At 69.5% G+C, this 20983-nt stretch carries 20 protein-coding genes; 8 read left to right on the top strand and 12 right to left on the bottom strand.

Annotated features, from left to right (window positions below; translation table 11 throughout):
* The first annotated feature begins 7 nt into the window (after window positions 1-7).
* The 3 genes from EJP67_RS11340 to EJP67_RS11330 are packed head-to-tail and all read left to right on the top strand — an operon-like array spanning window position 8 to window position 3397.
* The gene (locus tag EJP67_RS11340) at window positions 8-1036 is read left to right on the top strand and encodes a histone deacetylase family protein (protein ID WP_126021813.1); all 1029 of its coding nucleotides are present in this window, start codon (window positions 8-10) and stop codon (window positions 1034-1036) included.
* On the top strand, window positions 1036-2130 hold the full coding sequence (locus tag EJP67_RS11335; protein WP_126021812.1) for a phosphotransferase: 1095 nt from the start codon (window positions 1036-1038) through the stop codon (window positions 2128-2130). Before EJP67_RS11340 ends, EJP67_RS11335 begins: the two co-directional genes overlap by 1 nt.
* Window positions 2123-3397 carry an aspartate aminotransferase family protein gene (locus tag EJP67_RS11330; RefSeq protein WP_126021811.1) on the top strand — a complete coding sequence of 425 codons (1275 nt, stop codon included), beginning with the start codon at window positions 2123-2125 and terminating at the stop codon, window positions 3395-3397. The genes EJP67_RS11335 and EJP67_RS11330 overlap by 8 nt, the downstream gene beginning before the upstream one ends.
* A gap of 15 nt (window positions 3398-3412) precedes the next feature.
* Here the strand turns inward: EJP67_RS11330 and EJP67_RS11325 are convergent, their stop codons facing one another.
* Both EJP67_RS11325 and EJP67_RS11320 read right to left on the bottom strand, forming a co-directional pair.
* Window positions 3413-4696 carry a mechanosensitive ion channel family protein gene (locus EJP67_RS11325; protein ID WP_126021810.1) on the bottom strand — a complete coding sequence of 428 codons (1284 nt, stop codon included), beginning with the start codon at window positions 4694-4696 and terminating at the stop codon, window positions 3413-3415.
* Between the two features lie 40 nt (window positions 4697-4736).
* Complete coding sequence (locus EJP67_RS11320) at window positions 4737-5690, bottom strand: histone deacetylase family protein (RefSeq protein WP_126021809.1); 954 nt, start codon at window positions 5688-5690, stop codon at window positions 4737-4739.
* A gap of 80 nt (window positions 5691-5770) precedes the next feature.
* On the opposite strand from EJP67_RS11320, the gene EJP67_RS11315 reads away from it, so the two are divergent.
* The 5 genes from EJP67_RS11315 to EJP67_RS11295 are packed head-to-tail and all read left to right on the top strand — an operon-like array spanning window position 5771 to window position 11498.
* Complete coding sequence (locus EJP67_RS11315) at window positions 5771-6691, top strand: AAA family ATPase (RefSeq protein ID WP_126021808.1); 921 nt, start codon at window positions 5771-5773, stop codon at window positions 6689-6691.
* Window positions 6688-7665, top strand: a complete 978-nt coding sequence (locus EJP67_RS11310) for a DUF58 domain-containing protein (RefSeq protein WP_126021807.1) — start codon at window positions 6688-6690, stop codon at window positions 7663-7665. Before EJP67_RS11315 ends, EJP67_RS11310 begins: the two co-directional genes overlap by 4 nt.
* Before the next feature lie 13 nt (window positions 7666-7678).
* Window positions 7679-9703, top strand: a complete 2025-nt coding sequence (locus EJP67_RS11305) for a transglutaminase TgpA family protein (protein WP_126021806.1) — start codon at window positions 7679-7681, stop codon at window positions 9701-9703.
* A gap of 53 nt (window positions 9704-9756) precedes the next feature.
* Window positions 9757-10881: a lytic murein transglycosylase B gene (mltB, locus tag EJP67_RS11300; RefSeq protein ID WP_126021805.1), complete on the top strand. Its 1125-nt coding sequence runs from the start codon at window positions 9757-9759 to the stop codon at window positions 10879-10881.
* Window positions 10878-11498 carry an HD domain-containing protein gene (locus tag EJP67_RS11295; protein WP_126021804.1) on the top strand — a complete coding sequence of 207 codons (621 nt, stop codon included), beginning with the start codon at window positions 10878-10880 and terminating at the stop codon, window positions 11496-11498. The genes mltB and EJP67_RS11295 overlap by 4 nt, the downstream gene beginning before the upstream one ends.
* Before the next feature lie 4 nt (window positions 11499-11502).
* Here the strand turns inward: EJP67_RS11295 and EJP67_RS11290 are convergent, their stop codons facing one another.
* From EJP67_RS11290 to EJP67_RS11245, 10 genes are all read right to left on the bottom strand, one after another.
* Window positions 11503-11991, bottom strand: a complete 489-nt coding sequence (locus EJP67_RS11290) for a hypothetical protein (protein WP_126021803.1) — start codon at window positions 11989-11991, stop codon at window positions 11503-11505.
* Entirely contained in the window at window positions 11988-13058 is a 1071-nt protein-coding gene (locus EJP67_RS11285) for a beta-ketoacyl synthase N-terminal-like domain-containing protein (protein WP_126021802.1), read from the bottom strand. The genes EJP67_RS11290 and EJP67_RS11285 overlap by 4 nt, the downstream gene beginning before the upstream one ends.
* A complete protein-coding gene (locus EJP67_RS11280) occupies window positions 13055-13330 on the bottom strand; it encodes an acyl carrier protein (RefSeq protein ID WP_240650604.1) in 276 nt (91 codons plus the stop codon). Before EJP67_RS11280 ends, EJP67_RS11285 begins: the two co-directional genes overlap by 4 nt.
* Window positions 13327-14484 carry an ABC transporter permease gene (locus EJP67_RS11275; protein WP_126021801.1) on the bottom strand — a complete coding sequence of 386 codons (1158 nt, stop codon included), beginning with the start codon at window positions 14482-14484 and terminating at the stop codon, window positions 13327-13329. The genes EJP67_RS11280 and EJP67_RS11275 overlap by 4 nt, the downstream gene beginning before the upstream one ends.
* Before the next feature lie 13 nt (window positions 14485-14497).
* Complete coding sequence (locus EJP67_RS11270) at window positions 14498-15406, bottom strand: ABC transporter ATP-binding protein (protein WP_126021800.1); 909 nt, start codon at window positions 15404-15406, stop codon at window positions 14498-14500.
* Complete coding sequence (gene darH / locus EJP67_RS11265) at window positions 15406-16386, bottom strand: BtrH-related acyltransferase DarH (protein ID WP_126021799.1); 981 nt, start codon at window positions 16384-16386, stop codon at window positions 15406-15408. The genes EJP67_RS11270 and darH overlap by 1 nt, the downstream gene beginning before the upstream one ends.
* The gene (locus EJP67_RS11260) at window positions 16383-16778 is read right to left on the bottom strand and encodes a DarG family dialkylresorcinol biosynthesis protein (protein ID WP_126021798.1); all 396 of its coding nucleotides are present in this window, start codon (window positions 16776-16778) and stop codon (window positions 16383-16385) included. Before EJP67_RS11260 ends, darH begins: the two co-directional genes overlap by 4 nt.
* A gap of 132 nt (window positions 16779-16910) precedes the next feature.
* Window positions 16911-18047 carry a beta-ketoacyl-ACP synthase III gene (locus EJP67_RS11255; protein WP_126021797.1) on the bottom strand — a complete coding sequence of 379 codons (1137 nt, stop codon included), beginning with the start codon at window positions 18045-18047 and terminating at the stop codon, window positions 16911-16913.
* Window positions 18037-19038, bottom strand: a complete 1002-nt coding sequence (locus tag EJP67_RS11250) for a dialkylrecorsinol condensing enzyme (protein WP_126021796.1) — start codon at window positions 19036-19038, stop codon at window positions 18037-18039. Before EJP67_RS11250 ends, EJP67_RS11255 begins: the two co-directional genes overlap by 11 nt.
* Window positions 19039-19241: 203 nt before the next feature.
* Complete coding sequence (locus EJP67_RS11245; RefSeq protein ID WP_126021795.1) at window positions 19242-20975, bottom strand: ABC transporter substrate-binding protein; 1734 nt, start codon at window positions 20973-20975, stop codon at window positions 19242-19244.
* Window positions 20976-20983: the final 8 nt, after the last annotated feature.

The following is a 20983-nucleotide window of genomic DNA, read 5'->3' as shown; positions in this document are numbered from 1 at the left end:
GCCCGACATGAAAGTCATCTACAGCGACCAGCACACCGGCCACGATCCGCAGCAGTTCATCGTGCGCGGGCGCATGAAGCGCAGCAACGAGCAGCCCGAGCGCGGCACGCTGCTGCTGAACGCCGCGCGTGCGCAGGGCCACGACATCGTCGCGCCCGAGGACCACGGGCCCGGCCCGCGCGCGGCGATCCACACGCCGCAGTACCTGCGCTTCCTGGAGACCGCCTGGGAGCGCTGGCAGCAGCTCGAGGGCGCCTCCGAGGAGGTCATGCCCAATGTGCACCCGTTTCCGGGCCAGCCCTTCACCTACCCCGACAGCCTGGTCGGCCAGGCCGGCTACCACATGGGCGACATGGCCTGCTCCATCGGCCGCCACACCTGGCATGCCGCGACCTGGTCGGCCCACGTGGCCACGCATGCCGCGCAACTTGTGCTGGACGGCGAGCGCGCGGCCTACGCGCTGTGCCGGCCGCCCGGCCACCACGCCTACGCCGACCGCGCCAACGGCTTCACCTACCTCAACAACGCGGCCATCGCGGCGCAGCACCTGCGCAGCAGGCACGACCGCGTGGCCATCCTCGACATCGACGTGCACCACGGCAACGGCACGCAGGGCATCTTCTGGCGCCGCAAGGACGTGCTGACCGTCTCTCAGCACGGCGACCCGCATTTCTGCACGCCCTTCTTCACCGGCCATGCGCACGAGACCGGCGAAGGCGAAGGCCTGGGCTACAACCTGAACCTCCCGCTGGCGCGCGGCACGCAGGACGAGGGCTTCCTCGCCGCGCTGGCGACCGCGCACGCGACCATCCGCGCCTTCGCGCCCGGCGCGCTGGTCGTGGCCATGGGCCTGGACGCACACGAGAACGATCCCTACCAGGCGCTGGCCGTGAGCACCGCGGGCTTCGGCCGCATCCTCGGCGAGATCGCGCGCCTGGGGCTGCCCACGGTGCTGGTGCAGGAAGGCGGCTACCTGTCGGAGGACCTGGGCCTCAACCTCGCCAGCGCGCTAGGCGGCTTCGAGAAGGCGGCCTGATGACGCACGACCTCGACGCCGCCATCCGCGCTGCCCTGCCCGAAGCGGCGGTGCTGACTGCGCCGCCCGCACCCGTTGAGACGGACTGGGCGGCGGACCTGCTGCAGCGCCTGTACGGAATGCAGGGCAGCCTCAAGCCGCTCACGGGCGAGCGCGATGCCAACTTCCTGCTGGAGCCGGAAGGCGGCGGCGCGCGCTGCATGCTCAAGCTCTCGCACCCCGACGAAGATCCGCTGGTCGCCGACTTCCAGACGCAGGCGCTGTTGCACCTCGCGCGCACGGACCCCGGCCTGCCGGTGCAGCGCCTGCTGCCCGACCGTTCCGGCGCAGCCTCGGTGCAGATCGAAGACGCCGAGGGCCGCACGCGCGTGGCGCGCCTCTTCAGCTACCTCGAAGGCCTGCCCATGCCGCAGGCGCCGCGCTCGGCGGCGCAGCGCAGCAGCGTGGCCCGCATGCTGGCGCGGCTGGACCTGGCGCTGGCCAGCTTCGAGCACCCTGCCGGCGCGCGCGAACTGCCCTGGGACATCCAGCGCGCCGACCGCGTGCGCGCACTGCTGGTGCACGTGGCCGACCCCGCCCGCCGCGCGCTGGCCGAGACCGCGCTCGACGGCTTCGTGCAGCGCACCAAGCCCCGCCTTGGCATGCTGCGCCGCCAGCCCATCCACAACGACTTCAACCTCTACAACCTGCTGGTCGATACGGACGAGCCGGCGCGCGTGGCGGGCATCCTCGACTTCGGCGACATGGTGCATGCGCCGCTCGTGGACGACCTGGCCGTCGCCACCTCGTACCACATCGACGAACAGGGCGATGCCCTCGCGACCATCGCGCGCTTCGCAGCCGACTACCACACGGTCTCGCCGCTGACCGATGGTGAGACCCTCGCCCTGCTCGACCTCGTGCGCGCGCGGCTGGCCATGGTGGTCGCCATCAGCGGCTGGCGCGCGGCGCGCCAGCCCGACAACGCCGCCTACCTCATGCGCAACAACGCCGTCTCGTGGGCAAGGCTGCAGGCCTGCGCCGCGCTGACGCCCGAACAGGTGCAGGCCGCCATCCAGGCCGCCTGCCGCACCACGGAAGCCATCCATGACTGAGAAGAAAACGACCGACGACCTGCTCGCGCGCCGCGCCCGCCTGCTCGGGCCGGCCTACAGGCTCTTCTACGACGAGCCCTTCCACCCCGTGCGCGGCGAAGGCGTGTGGCTCTACGACGCCGCCGGCACGCCCTGGCTGGACGCCTACAACAACGTGGTGCCGCTGGGCCACGCGCGGCCCGAGGTGGTCGAGGCCATCGCGCGACAGGCGGCAGTGCTCAACACCCACACGCGCTACCTGCACGAAGGCATCCTCGACTATGCGGAGCGCCTGTTGGCCACCATGCCGCCCGAGCTCGGCCACGCCACCTTCACCTGTACCGGCAGCGAGGCCAACGACCTGGCCATGCGCATCGCCACGGCGCACACCGGCAACACCGGCCTGATCGTCACGCGCTTCGCGTACCACGGCGTGACCTCGGCCCTCGCCTGCGCCTCGCCCTCGCTGGGCCAGTACGTGCGCGTGGGCGAGCACGTGCGGCTGGTGGATGCGCCCGAGGGCGGAGATGCCACGACGGGCCAGCGCTTCGCCGACGGCGTACGCGCGGCCGTGGCTGACCTCAAGGCGCACGGCATCGCGCCCGCCGCGCTGCTCGTGGACACGGTCTTCTCCAGCGACGGTGTGTTCACCGCCCCGACCGGCTTCCTGCGCGAAGCGGTGGAGGCGATCCACGCCGCGGGCGGCGTGTTCATCGCCGACGAGGTACAGCCCGGCTTCGGCCGCACCGGCGAGGCCTTCTGGGGCTTCATGCGCCACGGCGTGGTGCCCGACATCGTGACCATGGGCAAGCCCATGGGCAACGGCCACCCCGTCGCCGGCCTGGCGGTGCGCCCCGAGGTCATGAAGGCCTTCGGCCAGGCCAGCCGTTACTTCAACACCTTCGGCGGCAACCCCGTCTCGATGGCCGCGGCCTCGGCCGTGCTCGACGTGATTCAGCGCAACGGCCTGCAGGACAACGCACTGCAGGTCGGCAACTACCTGCGCGAGCGCCTGGCCGCGCTCGGCAAGCGCCATGCACTCGTCGGCGAAGCGCGCGGCACCGGGCTCTTCATCGGGCTGGAACTCGTGACCGACCGCGCCACGCGCGCGCCGGCCACCGCGCAGGCGGCCAAGGTGGTCAACGGGCTGCGGCAGCGGCAGGTGCTGCTGAGCGCGACGGGGCCGCAGGGCAACGTGCTGAAGATCAGGCCTCCCCTGGTGTTCACGCGAGAGCACGCCGACCTGCTGGTCGAGCGGCTGGACGGGGTGCTGGGCACGCTCGGTTAGCGCCCCCGAGGGCGGCTATTTTTCCGTGGGCACTGCCACGGACTCCGCCCCGGCCGGCAGCGACTCCACCCGCACCACCCGCTGCGGATACGGAATGTCGATCCCCGCCCCGCGCAGCCCGTCGAGGATCGCGATGTTGATCGCCGAGCGCAGGTTGTCCTTGCCCTTGTCGGGGTCGGCCACCCAGAAGTTGAGCGTGAACTCCAGCCCGTCGGGCGCGAAGTTCATGAGAAAGGCCACTGGTGCCGGGTCGGTCATCACGCGCGGCTGGGCCTTGGCGGCCTCGCAGAGGATGGATTGCACCTGCGCCACGTCGCTGTCGTAGCCGACCACGATGGTGGTCGTGATGTTGAACTTGCGGTCGGCCAGCGAGAGGTTCTCGACCCGGCTGGTGATGAGCGACTCGTTCGGCACGATGGCCTCGCGCCCGTTGCCCGCGCGGATGAGGGTGTAGCGGGTCTTGATGTCGGTGATGCGGCCCTCGAAGGTGTCGACCTTGACGTTGTCTCCGATACGGATCGAGCGCTCCAGCAGGATCACGAAGCCGCTCACGTAGTTGGCCGCCAGCTTCTGCAGGCCGAAGCCCAGGCCCACGCCGAGCGCGCCGCCCAGCACCGAAAGCGCCGTGAGATCCACCCCAACCGCCGAGAGCGCGAACAGCAGGCCCACCAGCAGCAGGAAGGCGCGCACCGCGTTCGAGGCCACCTTGCGCATCGAAAGGTCGGAAACCGCCTCGCGCAGGATGCGCTTCTCGATGGTGCTGGAGATCCACAGCGAGATCATCAGCACCACGCCAGCCGACAGCACGCCCTGGAAGATGGTCTGCAGGCTCACCCGCGTCTTGCCGAAGGCGAGCGTGATGTCGTCGAGTTCGGCCAGCACCGGCGGCAGCAGCCCCACGATCCAGAGCACCGCCGCGATCCAGGCCAGCCAGGAGATGGTGCGCTCGATCAGCCTGACGAGGTTGGAGGCCGGGAACACCGCCCTGAGCACCCGCGCAAAGAGCCGGATGACCGCCAGCGACAGGAACACCGGCACCGCGATGCGCAGCACCAGCACGGTCTGGAAGTCGAGCGCCGCTCGCCGGGCCAGGTCGGTGAAAACCAGCGCCAGCAGCGGGAACAGCAGCCCGTCGAAGGTGCTCTCGCCGAACCAGATCGAGTCTTTGGGCTGGTCGCGGCCGAACCACTTGCAGATGGCCCAGGCCAGCGCCACGCAGGCCACCAGCGCGACCAGTTCGATGCCCAGGCCGCGCGCGTCGACCTGGTTCAGCCGTTGGAGGAAGTCGTTGAAATTCATCTATTGAGAGAAGAAACGGGCGCCGACAGCGCCCGCTGCGTCACAGCGCCGCCAGCACGCGGATGTGGGCTTCCACGCTGCGCGCCAGCGCGTCGAGGTTGTAGCCGCCTTCGAGCATCGAGACGATACGGCCCTTGGAATGCCGCCTGGCAACATCGTGTATGCGGCCCGTGATCCAGGCGAAGTCGTTCTCGTTGAGGCCCAACTGGCCCAGGTCGTCCTCGCGGTGCGCGTCGAAGCCGGCGCTGACGAAGATCATCTGCGGCTTGAATTCTTCCAGCCGCGGCATCCAGGTCGCCTCGATCATCTCGCGCACATCCATGCCCCGGGTGTACGCCGGGATCGGCAGGTTGAGCATGTTCGGCGCCGGGTGGCTGGTGCCGCTGTACGGGTAGAACGGATGCTGGAAGAAGCCGACCATCAGCACGCGCGGGTCGTTGGAAAGAATGTCCTCGGTGCCGTTGCCGTGGTGCACGTCGAAATCGACGATGGCCACGCGCTCGATGCCGTGCGCCTCGATGGCGTGCCGCGCGGCGATGGCGACGTTGTTGAAGAAGCAGAAGCCCATCGCCTGCTCCCGGCAGGCATGGTGGCCGGGCGGGCGCACCGAGCAGAAGGCGTTTTCCAGGTCGCCGGCGATCACGGCGTCGGTGGCGGCGATCGCAGCACCGGCGGCGCGGCGCGCGGCCAGCAGGGTGTAGCGGGTGAGCGTGGTGTCGGGGTCGACCTGCGCGTGGTCGGGGCCGCCGGCGGGCTCGTCGGCCACGAGGCGCTGGTGCAGGGCCTCCAGGAACTCGACGTGCTCCGCGCTGTGCGCCCGGGTGAGCTGCTCCAGCGTGGCCAGCGGCACCTCGCGGTGCTCCAGCGCGTCGCCCACGCCGGTGAGCAGGAGGCGGTCCTCGATGGCATCGAGCCGGCCGGGGCACTCGGGATGCCCTGCGCCCATGTCGTGCTTCCAGAAGTCCCGGTGTGTGAAGTAGCCTGTCTTGCCCATGTGTCTCTATCGCCACGTCTAGACCTCACGCAGCATGGGGCCGGCGGGTCTTACGGTATCGTTTGCATATGGATACAAATATGGACGTTGCCGCAAAGCTAGCCACTTTGTTAACTCAGCTTAACACGGTGATCGTGGGCAAAGAGGCCCAGGTTCGCGACTGCGTGGCCTGCCTGCTGGCGGGCGGCCACCTGCTGATCGAGGACGTGCCGGGCGTGGGCAAGACCACCCTCGCCCACGCGCTCTCGCACACCTTCGGGCTGCAGTTCTCCCGCGTGCAGTTCACCGCCGACCTGATGCCGGGCGACCTTTCGGGCGTGGCGATCTACGACCGGGGCCAGCAGGCCTTCACCTTCCACCCCGGGCCGATCTTCGCGCAGGTGCTGCTGGCCGACGAAATCAACCGCGCCAGCCCCAAGACCCAGAGCGCGCTGCTGGAGGCCATGGAAGAGAAACAGGTCACCGTCGAGGGCGAAACCCGCCCCCTGCCCTCGCCCTTCTTCGTGATCGCCACCCAGAACCCGCAGGACCAGCTCGGCACCTTCGCGCTGCCCGAGTCGCAGCTCGACCGCTTCCTGATGCGCATCTCGCTCGGCTACCCCGACCGTGCCGCCGAGCGCCAGCTGCTCGCCGGCATCGACCGCCGCGAGATGCTGGCCACCCTGCCCGCGATGCTGACCGCCGGCGAGCTCACCGCGCTGCAGCAGCGCGTGCAGCAGGTGCACGCGGCCGACGCGCTGCTCAACTACGTGCAGGACCTGATCGCCGCCACCCGCTCCGGCCGATGGTTCATGCAGGGCCTGTCGCCGCGTGCCGGCATCGCGGTGCTGCGCGCGGCCAAGGCGCAGGCGCTGCTGGCCAACCGCAACTATGTCGCGCCCGACGACGTGCAGGCCGTGCTGCCGCAGACCATCGCCCACCGCCTTACGCCCGTGGGCGATGCCGGACGGGGCGCCGTCGAACAGGTGCGCGCCATGATCGCCGCCGTGCCCTTGCCGTGAACCCTGCAGGCGCCCTTCGCGCGCGCATCGACGGCTGGTTCCTGTCGCGCCGCGCGCCCTCCGACACGCTGGAACTCACCCAGCGCAACGTCTACATCCTGCCCACGCGGGCCGGCTGGACGCTGGGGGCGACGCTGCTGGTGCTGCTGATCGCGTCGATCAACTACCAGCTCAACCTGGGCTACCTGCTGACGTTTCTTCTGGCCGGCAGCGTGGCCGTGGGCATGCACGTGTGCCACGGCACGCTGCGCGGGCTGGCGATGCACATGGTCCAGCCAGAGGCGCACTACGCAGGCGCCGCTGCCGTCTTCCGGGTTGTGCTCCACAACACAAGGCGGCGCGTGCGCTACGGCATCGGCATGGCGGTGCGCGGCAGCGGGCAATGGGCCTGGACCGACGTGCCGGCCGAAGGCACCTCCACCGTCGAGATCGCCTTCCAGCCCGAGCGGCGCGGGCTGCACCCGGTGCCGCCGCTCACGGCCGAAACACGCTTTCCGCTCGGCACCTTCCGTGTGTGGACGGTCTGGCGGCCGGCCGCGCAGATGCTGGTCTACCCCACGCCCGAAGCCCATCCGCCGCCGCTGCCGCCGGGCGAGCCCCTTTCCGGGCCGGCCGCGCTGACCGCCTCGATGCGCGCCCACAGCGCCGGCGAATACGACGGCGTGCGCGCCTACCGCCGCGGCGATCCGCTCAAGCTCGTGGTCTGGAAGAAGGCAGCGCGCGCGCAGGCGACCGGCTCCGAAGACCTGGTCAGCCGCGATACCCAGCAGGCCCAGCGCGAGCAGCTCTGGCTCGATGCGCAGGCCACCGGCCTCGCCGACACCGAAGGCCGACTCTCGCGCCTGTGCGCCTGGGTGCTGATGGCCGACCGCCTGGGTGTCGATTACGGCCTGCGGGTGGCCGGCCGGGTCGTGAAGCCCTCCCAGGGCGAGGCCCACCGCCGGGCCTGCCTCGAGGCCCTGGCCCTCTGCTGAACGGAAGCGCCGCATGAACAGAGTGATGCGCGAACTCGCCTCGCTGCCGCGCGACGCGCGGGACACCCTTTTTCTTCTCTGCGTGATCGGCCTGATCCTGCTGCCGCAGATCGAGAACCTGCCGTGGTGGTGCTCGTCCCTCACCGCGATGGTGCTGCTGTGGCGCGCCTCGCTTGCCGTGCAGGCGCGTCCGCTTCCCGGCCGGTGGTGGCGCCTCGCCCTGCTGGCGCTGATATTGGGCGCCACCTACGCCACCCACCGCACGCTGCTGGGCCGCGACGCGGGCGTCACGCTGATCGTGAGCCTGCTCGCGCTCAAGACATTGGAGCTGCGCGCGCGGCGCGATGCCTTCGTCGTCTTCTTCCTGGGCTTCTTCGCGATGCTCACGAACTTCTTCTACTCGCAGTCGCTGCTGACGGCCTTCACCATGCTGCTGGCACTGCTGGGCCTGCTGACCGCGCTGGTCAACGCGCACATGCCCGTGGGCCGGCCGCCGCTGATGCAGGCCGCGCGCACCGCCGGGTGGATGGCGCTGGCGGGCGCGCCGATCATGCTCGCGCTGTTCCTGCTGTTCCCGCGCTTCGCGCCGCTGTGGGGAACGCCCAGCGACGCGATGATGGGGCGCAGCGGCCTGTCGAACACCATGCGCGTGGGCACCATCGCCGAACTGGCACTCGACGACCGCATCGCCGCGCGCATCAAGTTCGAGGACGGCCGCGCGCCGCCGCAGAGCCAGCTGTACTTCCGCGGACCGGTGCTGGCGCAGTTCGACGGCCGCGAGTGGACCGCGCTGCCCTCTTGGGCGCGCGGCTCGCAGTGGGCCTCCAACCTGCGCGTGAGCGGCGCACCGGTGCGCTACGAAGTGACGCTCGAAGCCAGCAACCGCCCCTGGCTGCTGACGCTCGACGTCGCGCAGCAAGCGCCCGAGGTGCCCGGCTTCGAGGTCAGCGGCACGCCCGACCTGCAGTGGTTCGCCAGCCGCCCCATCAACGACCTCGTGCGCTACAGCGCCGAGAGCTACACGCAGTTCCAGAGCGGCCCGCTCAAGCGCACCGGCGGCCAGCTGCAGGCCTACCTCTCGCTGCCGCCCGGCACCAATCCGCGCACCGCCGCGCTGGCCGCCGAGATGCGCGCCGACCCCGCGCTGGCCCAGGCCGACACGCAGGCCTTCGTGCAGGCCGCGCTGCGCCGCCTGCGCACCGGCGGCTACAGCTACACGCTGGAGCCGGGCGTCTACGGCAACGACACCGCCGACGAGTTCTGGTTCGACCGCAAGGAAGGCTTCTGCGAGCACATCGCCTCGGCCTTCGTGGTGCTGATGCGCAACCTGGGCATCCCCTCGCGCATCGTCACCGGCTACCAGGGCGGCGAGCTCAACAACGTCGACAACTACTGGATCGTGCGCCAGAGCGATGCCCACGCCTGGGCGGAGATATGGCAGGAAGGCACCGGCTGGATGCGCGTGGACCCCACCGGCTCCGTCGCGCCGGGACGCATCGGCCAGTTCCAGCGCCTGACCCCGCAACCCGGCCTGTTCGCGGGCGCCATCGGCTCGATGAGCCCCACGCTCGCGCAGAACCTGCGCGCCGCCTGGGAGGCCGTGAACAACGGCTGGAACCAGTGGGTGCTCAACTACACGCAGAGCCGCCAGCTCAACCTGCTGAAGAACATCGGCTTCGATGCGCCGAGCCTCGAAGACCTGGCCTATGTGCTGCTCTACCTGCTGGTGGCCGCCAGCCTGGCCGGTGCCGGCTGGACGCTGTGGGAGCGCAGCCGGCACGACCCGTGGCTGCGCCTGCTGGGCCAGGCCCGCGCACGCCTGGCCAAGGCCGGACTGAAGCTGCCCGAGACCACGCCGCCGCGCCAGATGGCGCAGGAGGCCGACGCCCGCTTCGGCCCCGCCGCCCGATCCGTGCGCGACTGGCTGCTCAAGCTGGAGGCGCAGCGCTATGCGCCGGCCTCGCCGCAGTCGCTTTCTGCGCTGCGCACCGAGTTCCGCCGGCTCGCCTGGCCCAGCGCCAATCCGGCAAGGGGCTGAAACCACATGTGTCGCTGAAGAAGGCCCGTGCGGGCGGACGGCACAATGGGCCCATGCGATTCCTTCTTCCCAAGCCTTCGCGCACCGCCACGGCGGCCGCAGTCCTCCTGGCCGCCTGCGGCTTCGCATGGTCCACGGGGGCCCTGGCCCAGAAGTCCATCAACGGCCGCGCCGGGGCCGCCAGCCCCGTGCGCGGCAGCACGCCCTACGCCACGCGCGACGACGCGATGCAGTTCGCCGACGACGTCGCCGAGCGCCGCGGCCTCGACCGCGAATGGGTGCGCGCCACCATCGGCAGCGCGCGCTTCCTGCCCAACGTGCCGCGGCTGATGCTGCCGGGTCCGGTGGGCACAGTGAAGAACTGGCAGACCTACCGCGGCCGCTTCATCGACCCGGTGCGCATCGCCGCCGGCGTGCGCTTCTGGCGCGCCAATGCCGACACGCTGGCGCGCGCCGAGCAGGTGTACGGCGTGCCGCCGGAGATCGTCGTCGGCATCATCGGCGTGGAGACCATCTACGGCCGCAACATGGGCAACTTCCGCGTGATCGACGCGCTGGCCACGCTCTCGTTCGACTTTCCTGACGGCCATCCACGCGCGGCCGACCGCCGGGCCTTCTTCCGTGGCGAGCTCGAAAGCTTCCTGAGCACCGAGAGCCGCACCGCCGAAGACCCGCTGGTGCCCGTGGGCAGCTACGCCGGCGCCATGGGCATGCCGCAGTTCATGCCCAGCAGCATCGCCAAGTACGCGGTCGACTTCGACGGCGACGGCCGCATCGACCTCGTCAACAACCCGGCCGACGTGATCGGCTCGGTCGCCAACTACTTCAAGGCCTTCGGCTGGCAGCCGGGCGTGCCCGCCATCTACCCCGTGCACTTCGAAGAGGCACGGCTGCAGAAGGCGCTGCTGCTGGCGCCAGACATCCTGCCGACCTTCAGCGCCGACAGCTTCGTGGCCGCGGGCGCGGTGCCCGAGGGCGACGGCATCAACCACAAGGGCCTGTTCGCGCTGGTCGAGCTGCAGAACGGCCTGGACATGCCGCCGACCTACGTGGCCGGCACGCGCAATTTCTACGTGATCACACGCTACAACTGGAGCAGCTACTACGCCATGTCCGTGCTCGACCTGGGACAGGAAGTCAAGGCGGCGATGGAGCAGCAGCAACAGGCGGCCCGATGACGCCCGAGGCGCTGCTGGCGAACTGGAACGGCGCGTGGCAGGCGTTGGGCGTCGCCTCGCCCGACGACGCGCTATGCGACGAACTCCAGCGCCGCTACGCCGAGCCGCAGCGCCACTACCACACCATGCAGCACCTGGGCGAATGCCTCGCGTGGTTCGAGCGCGAGAAGGCGCTGGCCGAGCACCCCGGCGAAGTCGCGCTGGCGCTGTGGTTCCACGACGCGATCTACGACGTGCATGCACATGACAACGAGGCGCGCAGCGCGGACTGGGCGCGGCAGGCCCTGCTCGAAGCCGGCGCCGCGGCGGATGCGGCCGAGCGCGTCCATGCGCTCGTGATGGCGACGCGCCACGACGCCGTGCCCCAGGGCCGCGACGCCGAACTGCTGATAGACATCGACCTGTCGATCCTCGGCGCCGAGCGCGCGCGATTCGACGAATACGAGCGGCAGGTGCAGGCCGAATACGCCTTCGTTCCCGATGAAGTGCGGCTGCCGCGTCGCCGTGCGATCCTTCAGCGCTTCCTGGACCGCGACGCCATCTACGCCACGCCGCGCATGCACGAACAGCTGGAAGCACGTGCACGCGCCAATCTGCAGCGCTCCATCGCAGGCTGAGGCTTCAGGCCGGCACCAGCCGCCACCACTCCGAGCGCGCCGGTTCTCCGTTGCGCTCCTCTTCCACGATGCCGAACAGCAGCCCGTCGCGCGAGGCGCCCAGCTTCGCAAGCTGCAGCACGCGCTCCGGTTCGCGGCACAGCGCAAAGCTGGCGTCGCCCTGCCAACCGAGGCAGCGGCCGACCTCCGCCAGCATCAACGCCGGCTGGCTCTGCATGAAGGTGAAAGGCATCGGCAACCCGGCATCGAGCTGCGTCAGCCCCGCGTGCGTCGCGCCCCATGCGCCGCGCTGGCTGGAGACGCGGATGCGCGCGTCGGCCGGCAACGCCGCCTCGCCAGCGGCGTCGAGACAGCAGCGCGCGCCATACATCGCCAGCTCGGTCCACATGCCGACGCGGCGCGGCTTGCGGCCGATGCGGCGTGCCAGATCCTCGCGCCAGTCGGCGGGCGGCGGATGCGCCACGAAGTGAGCAACGGTGAGCCACGCAGTCATGGCGCCGTGTCCTTCAACACCAGCGAGGCATGTCCGCCACCGAAGCCGGCGAAATTCAGCAGGATGTTGCGCAGCCTCTGCGGCAGCTGGGTACTGAGTTCGATGTCGAGCGAGGTATCGATCGGATAGCCGACGATCGGCCACACCCCTCCTTCGATGCAGCCGACCAGCAAGGCCAGTTCCGCCGCCCCCGAGGCGCCCAGCGTATGCCCCAGCGCCGGCTTGAGCGACACCAGCGGCGGCAGCGGTCCGAACACCTGCTTCAGCGCCTCGGCCTCGATGGCATCGTTGACAGGGCTGCCGGCGGCCTGTACCTTGATGAGATCGATGTCGCCGGGCTGCAATCCGCCCTGCTCCAGCGCGCCGCGGCACATCGCATGCACGGCGCTGGCCTCGGTGCCCGAGGGATTGCGTCCGTCGACCACGTTGGCGCCTCCGGCAATCTGCCAGCGCGCCGGACGCGAGCCCAGCCGCAGCGCCGCCACCGCCTCGCCGAGCACCAGTCCGTCGCGCCCTTCACCGAAGGGCCGGGCGCCAGCGGGCGACAGCAGCTGCATCGCGCCGAAGCCGGCCACCGTGAAGCGGTTGCCCATCTCTGCGCCGATCACCAGCGCTTCATCGGCTTCGCCGGCCCGGATCAGGTCGGCGGCAGCCAGCACCGCATTCAGCGCCGAGGTGCAGGCGGTGGACACGGTGAACACCGGCCCCTGCCAGCCAAGCGAACCGGCCACGACGTCGGCGAAGTCCTGCAGGTCGCCGCCGAGGCGCAGGTCCTGCTTCTCGTGTTCCATGAAGCCGATGTCGAGCGAGGACGACGCCACGAAGAGCGGCGCGGTGCGATCGCCCCAGTCGCCGGTCTGCGCGACCACCTCGCGCACCGTGTCGCGCAGGCGCTGCGTCCAGTCGCCCGGCCTCGGAGCCAGCGCATGGACCGGCCAGCGGATGCCGTCGGCCACGGTCACTGGCCTGGTCGGCACTCCGCCGCGCTTGAGCGACGCAAGCGCCGAGCGCATGTCGTCGCCCAGCGCACAGGCCAGCCCCATGCCGGCCAGATGGACACCGCTCATGCCTTGCCCGCTTGCGCGAGATGCGCCGCGAGGTGGGCGATGGAGCTCAGGGCCCGGCGCGTTTCCTTGCTGTCGGGCATGCGCACGCCGAAGCGCTGCTGGATCGTCATCGACACCTGCAGGGCGTCGAGCGAATCGAGGTCGAGCCGGGCCTCGGGGCCGAAGAGCGGCTCGTCGTCGCCCAGGCCGCCGGCCGGCTCGCCTTTCTCGACGGCTTCGAGCACCATGGCCTTGAGGCTGGCGATGAATTCGGGGGTGACGGTGATGCTCACGATGCGCGCCTGCGGAAAAGAAAAACGGCCACGACGAACATCAGCGCCGCGAACGCGACCAGCCGGCCGATCTGCGGCAGGGCATCGGCCACGCCGCCGCCGCGCAGCAGCACGGTCAGCAGTGCTTCCAGCCCCCAGTTCATCGGAGAGATCTCGACCAGCCGCTGCATGAAGCCCGGCATGACGAACTTGGGCACCATGATGCCGCCCGCCGCCGCCATCAGCACATTGACCATCGGCCCCAAGGTCGCGGCCTGCGCATGGCTTCGCACCACGCAGGCCAGCGCCAGCGACAAGCTCACGGCCGCCAGGCTCACCGCCGCCAGCGACAGCAGCAACGCGCCCCAGTGGATGCCCGCGAGCGAGAGCGCATCGCCGCCGACCAGCGGCATGAACCAGATGCCGGCCGCCAGCATCAGCACCGCCTGCAGCGCGTTCACGCCCAGGTATGGCAGCGCCTTCGACGCCAGCAGCATGCCGCGCGAAACGCCCAGGCTCTGCAGCCGGCCGAGCGCGCCCGAGCTGCGCTCCTGCACGAACAGGCTGGACAGCGATGCCACCACGAAGAACATGCCGAACACCAGCCAGGCCGGCACGTTCTGCTGCACCGAGGTCGGCCGCGGCCCGGCGGTGGAGAAACGCTCGGCATGCACCATCGCCTGGATGGATGCCTCCGGCGCCGGGCCGGCCGTGCCCGGCACAGCCAGCGCAAGGCGCGCCTTGAGCTCGCCCGATGCGCCGATGAGCTCGGCGCGCAATGCGTTGAACAGGTTGGCATCGATGCCCGGCTCGGTCAGCAGCCGGATGCGCGCCTCGGTCGAGAGCGCGGCCGACTCCAGCTCTTCGGAAAGACCAGGCTCCATCACGATCACGTACTTCAGCGAGCCGTTGCGCAGCCGTTCCTGCCAGTCGGCGCCCAGCGGCTGTGGCGCGCCATGGCCGCGCTGCCAGAGCTGCTTGAGCCACTGCGCGGGCGTCGCGGTGTCGTGCATGTCGATCGCATAGCTCAGTTCGGCCAGCGGCGGGCGGTAGATGTCCTTCAGCGTGAGCGACATCAGCACGATGAAAACCATCGGCATCAGGAACAGCGCGGCCAGGCCGTGCATGTCGCGCGTGAGGGCGATCAATTCTTTCTTGATGAGCGCGAGCAGCATGGCTGTGGCCTGTTCAGTCGCGCAGCGAGCGGTGGGTGAGCGCCATGAAGAGCTGCTCCAGGTCATGGCGGCCGAACTCGGCGTGGCGCACCTCGATGCCCTCGGCCTCCAGCGCGGCCAGCACCGGCGCCGGGCCGCTGCCGGGGTGCAGGTGGATGCGCCAGTGCACGCCCCCCTGCTCCACCGTGCCGAAGCGCGAGAGCATGCCGGCATCGAGCCCGTCGGCGGCCAGCGTGAGCAGCATCGCGCTCTTCGACAGCAGTTCTTCCAACGAACCTTCGCGCAGCACGTGGCCGCGGTCGAGGATCGCCACGCGGTCGGCGATCGCCTCGATCTCCTCCATGTAGTGCGAAGCGTAGATCACCGCCGCACCCTGCTGCGCAAGGCTCTTGATGGCGTCGAGGATGAAGGCGCGCGACTGCGGATCGACACCCACCGTGGGCTCGTCGAACAGCATCAGCTCGGGCTCGGGCAGCAGCGCGATGGCCAGGTTGAGCCGGCGCTTGAGGCCGCCCGAGAGCCGCTCGGCGCGCACGGCGGCGAACTGCTCCAGTTGCGCGAACTGCGTGCAGGCCTCGATGCGCTGCCTCTTGCGCGCCGCCGAAAGGCGGCCGGCCGCGGCGAACACGGCAAGGTTCTCGGCCACGGTCAGCATCGGATAGAAGGCGTGCTCCTGCGGCGCGACCGCGATGCGCGTGGGCGCCCTGGCCCGCACCTCCTTCAACGGCTGGCCGTCGATGCGGATCTCGCCCGACTGCACCGCCAGCGCGCCCGACAGGTGCGAGATCAGCGTGGTCTTGCCAGCGCCATTCGGCCCCAAAAGGCCCAGCACGCTGCCGCGCGGCACCGCCAGCGATACCCCGGCCAACGCGAGCGCGTCGGCATGCGGGTAGCGGTAGGCGAGCTCGCGCAGCTCCAGCATCAGGCGACGGCGGCCTTCAGGTCGCGGAAGAAGCTTTCCTCCTGCTCGGCCTGCTCGCGCAGCTTCGCGGCCAGCGCGACAGGATCGACAGCCTCGCGCCCCTTCACCATGCGCGCCGCCTTCAGCGCGAAGGCGCGCCAGCCGTCGCCGATGGCGATGAGCCGCTCCGACATCTGCTGCAGCTGCGGCTTGTCGAGCAGCTGCGCCGCCTCCTGCAAGAAGCCCGCGTAGATGAAGCGGAAGCCCGCCCCGCCCGTGCCGATTTCTTCCTGCATGCGCACCAGGTGGCCGATGAAGTCCACGCTTCGCGGATCGGCCGGCGACAGCTTCTGCATGCGAGCGGCCAGCGTGCGCATGCCGCGCACGCCGACGATGGGAATGGGCGCGAGCATGGTGCGCACCGTCTTGCGGATGGCCTTGACCACCGAGGCAGCGTCCACCGCCTTGCGCTCGATGGCCTGCGGGTAGTACATGAGGCCCTTGGGCGCCAGCACGCCCTTGGCGAAGCGGGCGCGCGCGAGGTCGCCGCTCGGGCAGCGCACGGGCTCCTCGAACACCGGGTCGCTGATGAGGTAGTCGTCGCCGTCCTTGCCGTACACCAGCAGGTTGTGCGCGTTGAAGTGGAAGCGCATGTTCGGCGGAAAGTACGGCAGCCAGTACACCGAGGTCTGCAGGCCCACCAGCTTGCCGTCGGCCAGCAGCGCGTCGAGCCGGCGCTGGCCGGCCTCGGCGCTGGCGAAGGTCTCGAAGCGGAAGCGCGCGGCCATCGGCGCCAAGAGGCCCTTGATGATGGCCTTGGGCGGCATGCGATACGAGATGAGCGGCAGGCCCGACAGCTTGATGAAGGGCAGGTACGCGAACGAGAGCGCGGACGAAAGCCCCAGCGCCATGCTCTCGCTCATCGGCGCGCCGTGGTGGCGCATGAGGCTGGAGATGACGCCGCTTTCGCAATGCGCCGCCTGTTGGTGCTGGAAGTTCACGGCAGCCCCTGTAAGGTGGAAACGGGCAGGCCCAGCGCCTCGCCGTAGCGTGCAAGCTGTGCCGGCGAGAGCGCGGCGAAATGGCGCGGCTGCAGATGGCGGCGCACGCGCCACTGCCAGAAGCCGCTGGTCTGAGAGAGCAGTGCCACGTCCATGCGGCGCTCGTACATCCAGTATTCGAGCGGCGAGGCCAGGCCGGCCTTCACGCGCTCCTTCGCGACGCGGGCCTGCTCGACCAGCACGTCGACCGCGTGGCTGGTGACGATCTCCTCCGCCTCCCAGCCGCGCGAGGTGGTGGTGACCACGCGGCCCTGCGCATCGCGCGCGTACATCAGCTTCGAGTGGCCGTCGAGGGTCGCGTTGCCCTCCTGCGGTACTGCATCCAGATCCATCTCACTCTCCCGCGTCCGTCAACAGTGGTTTTGGTCCAGGAACACCGCGGAACCGGCTTTGCCGGGCCGCTGGTGTTGCCTCCGGCGAGGGGGTGGGCGGCCACACGAAGTGGGCAAGCCTGGGGGAGTACCTCATGCCACCGCCTCCATGTGGATGAAGCCGCTCGAGAAACGGCCGCTCTCGGGCACGAACATCAGCAGCTTCTGGCCGGGCTTGATGCGGCCCGAGCGGAACAGCTCGTCGAGCATGATGTAAGGCGAGGCCGAGCCCGTGTTGCCCTTGGTCGCGAGGTTGCTGAACCAGCGCTCGCGCGGGATCGGGAAGCCCAGCTCTTCGAGGGCCCGGCTCACGGACTCCACGAAATACTGCGACGAGAGGTGCGGCAGGAACCAGTCGACGTCCGCCGGCTTCAGTCCGCGCCGCTCGATGACTTCGGCCAGCGGCTCGGCCAGCGTGGCCCGCACGATGTTCTCGTTGAGCAGGCGCACGTCCTGCTTCACAGCAAAGGTGGATTCGCTGCGCCACTCTTCGGGCGACTTGCGCGCCCAGCCGTCGAGGCCACCTTCGGCGTTCTTCTCGGCGCCTGCGTACATGCAGGCCGGCAGTTCGTGCGCGGCCGAGGAAAGGTCGATCCAGTCGACGCGCAGCGACAGCGGCCCGCGCGGCGCGTTCTCCAGCAGCACGGCGCCGGCGCCGTCGGAGAGCATCCAGCGCAGGAAGTCCTTCTCGAAGGCCAGTTCGGGCCGCGCCTCCAGCGCTTCGATCTTGTGTTCGAACTCGGCCTCGAAGCGCGAGCCGCGCATCACGGCCGAGGCCAGCTCGGAGCCGGTGGCGACCGCGCGCCGGGCGTCGCCCGCGCGCACCGAGAGCCACGCATGCTTCAGCGCGGCGGCGCCGGCCAGGCAGATGCCCGCGCAGGCCACCACTTCGAGCCGCGGCCAGCCGAGCTCGCCGTGCACCATCACGGCGTGGTTGGGCATGAGCTGGTCGGGCAGCGAGGTGCCGGTGACGAGACAGTCGACGCGCCCCACGTCGCCCAGCGCGCGGATCGCGCTGGCGGTGAGCTGGGCGTTGGTCATCGCCAGCTCGCCGGTGGCGCGGTCGATGGCGTAGTGGCGCGACTGGATGCCGTTGCTGCGAAGGATCAGCCGCCGCGCGCGGGACGCCTTGCCGCCGATGCGACCGAGGACGTCTTCGATGTCTTCATTGCTGACCGGGGCAAAGGGCAGGAAAGCGGCAGTACGGGTCAGGAAGACATCAGTCGTCATAGAGAGGGGTGCGGTCCGTGGCTGAGCCCGACGGGCACTCGAATTTGGCCGTCATTCTAGTCAGCCACCCCCTGAACAGAGGTCGCAGAAGCGCCTGCAGGCTCAGGCTCACGGGCACCACCGTGATGATCAGTACCAGCAGGAACAGCACGTACAGCAGCAGCAGCGGCTTGCGCTGCCATGCGCCGGGCCCGCCGGCGGCCATGATGAGCTTGCCCCAGAGGTAGAAGCTGCGCGTGCCGGCCTTCTCGCTGATGAGCAGCCTGGCGTTGGCCTGTACCGCGCCCAGGCCGGCCAGCAGCGGCTGCGTGCCGCGCTCCAGGTTCTTGTGCAGCGCGTCGCGCAGGGCCCGGCCGAAGCGGGCCGTACCCGCGATCTGCCCGGTGCTGAGGCCGGCGTCGGGCATGCCCCAGAAGCCGCGCTTGCGGCCCCAGATGAGCCAGGCCGGCGTGGTGAAGAAGGTGGCGAGCGTGGGGCCGGGGTCGGTGAGCACCACGTTGTCGATGAGCCGCGCGCCCACGTCGTCGAGCATGCCCTTGAGCTTTTCCTGCGCCAGCAGCCACATGTTGCGGCAGGCGATGACCGTGACCACCGGCTTGCCCTTGAGCAGCCGGGCCGCCACCGGATGCTTGAGGAAGGCCGCCACCGGCTGCGAGGGTGCCAGGAACCACACCTGGTACGGGAGCACGACGAGGTCGAAATCCTCGTCGCCCGTGAGCGTGAGCGGCGCCAGCGGCTGTGGCTTCATGTGGGCCGACTCGGGGAAGGCGTCGAAGAAGCTCAGGAAGGGCCAGGGAAAGGGGTACGGCTGCCGGGGCCGCAGTACTTCCTCGTGCACCTGTATGGCCGGGTCCGCCTTCAGCGGCGCGACGATCCGGTCGGCGACCTCGTCGAGCTGGCCGGACTGCGAGTAGCGCAGGACGAGGACGCGCTTGACGCTCGAAGACGTGTCGGAAGGGCTGGAAAGGCTGGAATTCACTGGCTCGGTCATTTCGGGGGCCGTCGAATGTAAGCGAAGCACCCTGCAAACGCATCTGCCATTGGTCATGGCGTCGCATCAATCAGACGCTCGAAGCGGTCAAATTGCGATCAAACGACGGTCGAGCGGCCGGCAATGCGGAAAAGGGCACAAAAAAAGGGCCGCGCCTCGCGGCACGGCCCTGTCTGCAGCAGAGTGCTGGGGTAGCCCGGCGCTCAGCGCACCTTGCCTTCCTTCCAGGCGGTCAGCAGCTTGTTGTAGTCGATGGTCTCGCCCTTCGGCTTCTCGTTGGCCAGCTTCTTCCACGGGGCGTGGTCGTCGCTCAGGTACTTGGCCGGGTCGCCCTTCGGGTTGAGCTTGGGCGCGCACTTGGCCATGCCTGCGCGTTCCAGGCGGGCCATCACGTTGTCCATCTCGTCGGCCAGGTTGTCCATGGCCTTCTGCGGGGTCTTCTCGCCCGTCACGGCCTCGGCCACGTTCTTCCACCACAGCTGGGCCAGCTTGGGGTAGTCGGGCACGTTGGTGCCGGTCGGGGTCCAGGCCACGCGCGCGGGGCTGCGGTAGAACTCGATCAGGCCGCCGTACTTGTTGGCGTTCTGGGTGAAGTAGTCAGAGCGGATGTCGCTGTCGCGGATGAAGGTCAGGCCGGTGATCGACTTCTTCAGCGAGGTGGTCTTGGCGGTGATGAACTGCGCGTAGAGCCATGCTGCGGCCGTCTTGTTGGCGTCATGGCCCTTGAAGAAGGTCCACGAGCCCACGTCCTGGTAGCCGTTCTGCATGCCCTGCTTCCAGTACGGGCCGTTCGGGCCGGGGGCCATGCGCCACTTGGGCGAGCCGTCCTCGTTCACCACGGGCAGGCCCTTCTTGGTCATGTCGGCGGTGAAGGCCGTGTACCAGAAGATCTGCTGGGCGATCTGGCCCTGCGCGGGCACCGGGCCGGCTTCGCCGAAGGTCATGCCCATGGCTTCCTTGGGCGCGTACTTCTTCATCCAGTCGATGTACTTGGTCAGCGCGTACACGGCGGCCGGCGAGTTGGTGGCGCCGCCACGGGCCACGGAGGCGCCGGTGGGCGTGCACTTGTCGGCGGCCACGCGAATGCCCCACTCGTCGATCGGCATGCCGTTGGGGATGCCCTTGTCGGCCGCGCCGGCCATCGACAGCCATGCGTCGGTGAAGCGCCAGCCCAGCGACGGGTCCTTCTTGCCGTAGTCCATGTGGCCGTAGATCGGCTTGCCGTCGATGGTCTTCACGTCGGTGCTGAAGAACTCGGCGATGTCTTCGTAGGCGCTCCAGTTCAGCGGCACGCCCAGGTCGTAGCCGTACTTGGCCTTGAACTTGTCCTGCAGGTCCTTGCGCGCGAACAGGTCGGCGCGGAACCAGTACAGGTTGGCGAACTGCTGGTCGGGCAGCTGGTAGAGCTGGCCGTCGGGCGCGGTGGTGAAGCTGGTGCCGATGAAGTCCTTGAGGTCGAGGCCGGGGTTGGTGAACTCCTTGCCCGCGCCGCCCATGTACTCGGTCAGCGACATGATCTTGCCGTAGCGGTAGTGCGTGCCGATCAGGTCGGAGTCGGACACCCAGCCGTCGTAGATCGACTTGCCCGATTGCATCGAGGTCTGCAGCTTCTCGACCACGTCGCCTTCCTGGATCAGGTCGTGCTTGACCTTGATGCCGGTGATTTCCTCGAAGGCCTTGGCCAGCGTCTTCGATTCGTACTCGTGGGTGGTCAGGGTCTCGGAGACGACGGAGATCTCCTTCACGCCCTTGGCCTGCAGCTTCTTGGCTGCCTCGATGAACCACTTCATTTCCTCCATCTGCTTGTCCTTGGACAAGGTCGATGGCTGGAACTCGCTGTCGATCCACTTCTTGGCTTCGGCCTCGCCGGCCGTTGCCGCACCATGCGCGGCGAACATCGCCGCCGCAAGTGCCAATGCCGTGTAGCGCATCTTCATGGAACTGT

Source organism: Variovorax guangxiensis (assembly GCF_003952165.1).
GTDB lineage: Bacteria > Pseudomonadota > Gammaproteobacteria > Burkholderiales > Burkholderiaceae_C > Variovorax > Variovorax guangxiensis.
The sequence above is the reverse complement of the archived record's forward strand: the minus strand, read 5'-3'. Positions and strand labels throughout refer to the sequence as shown.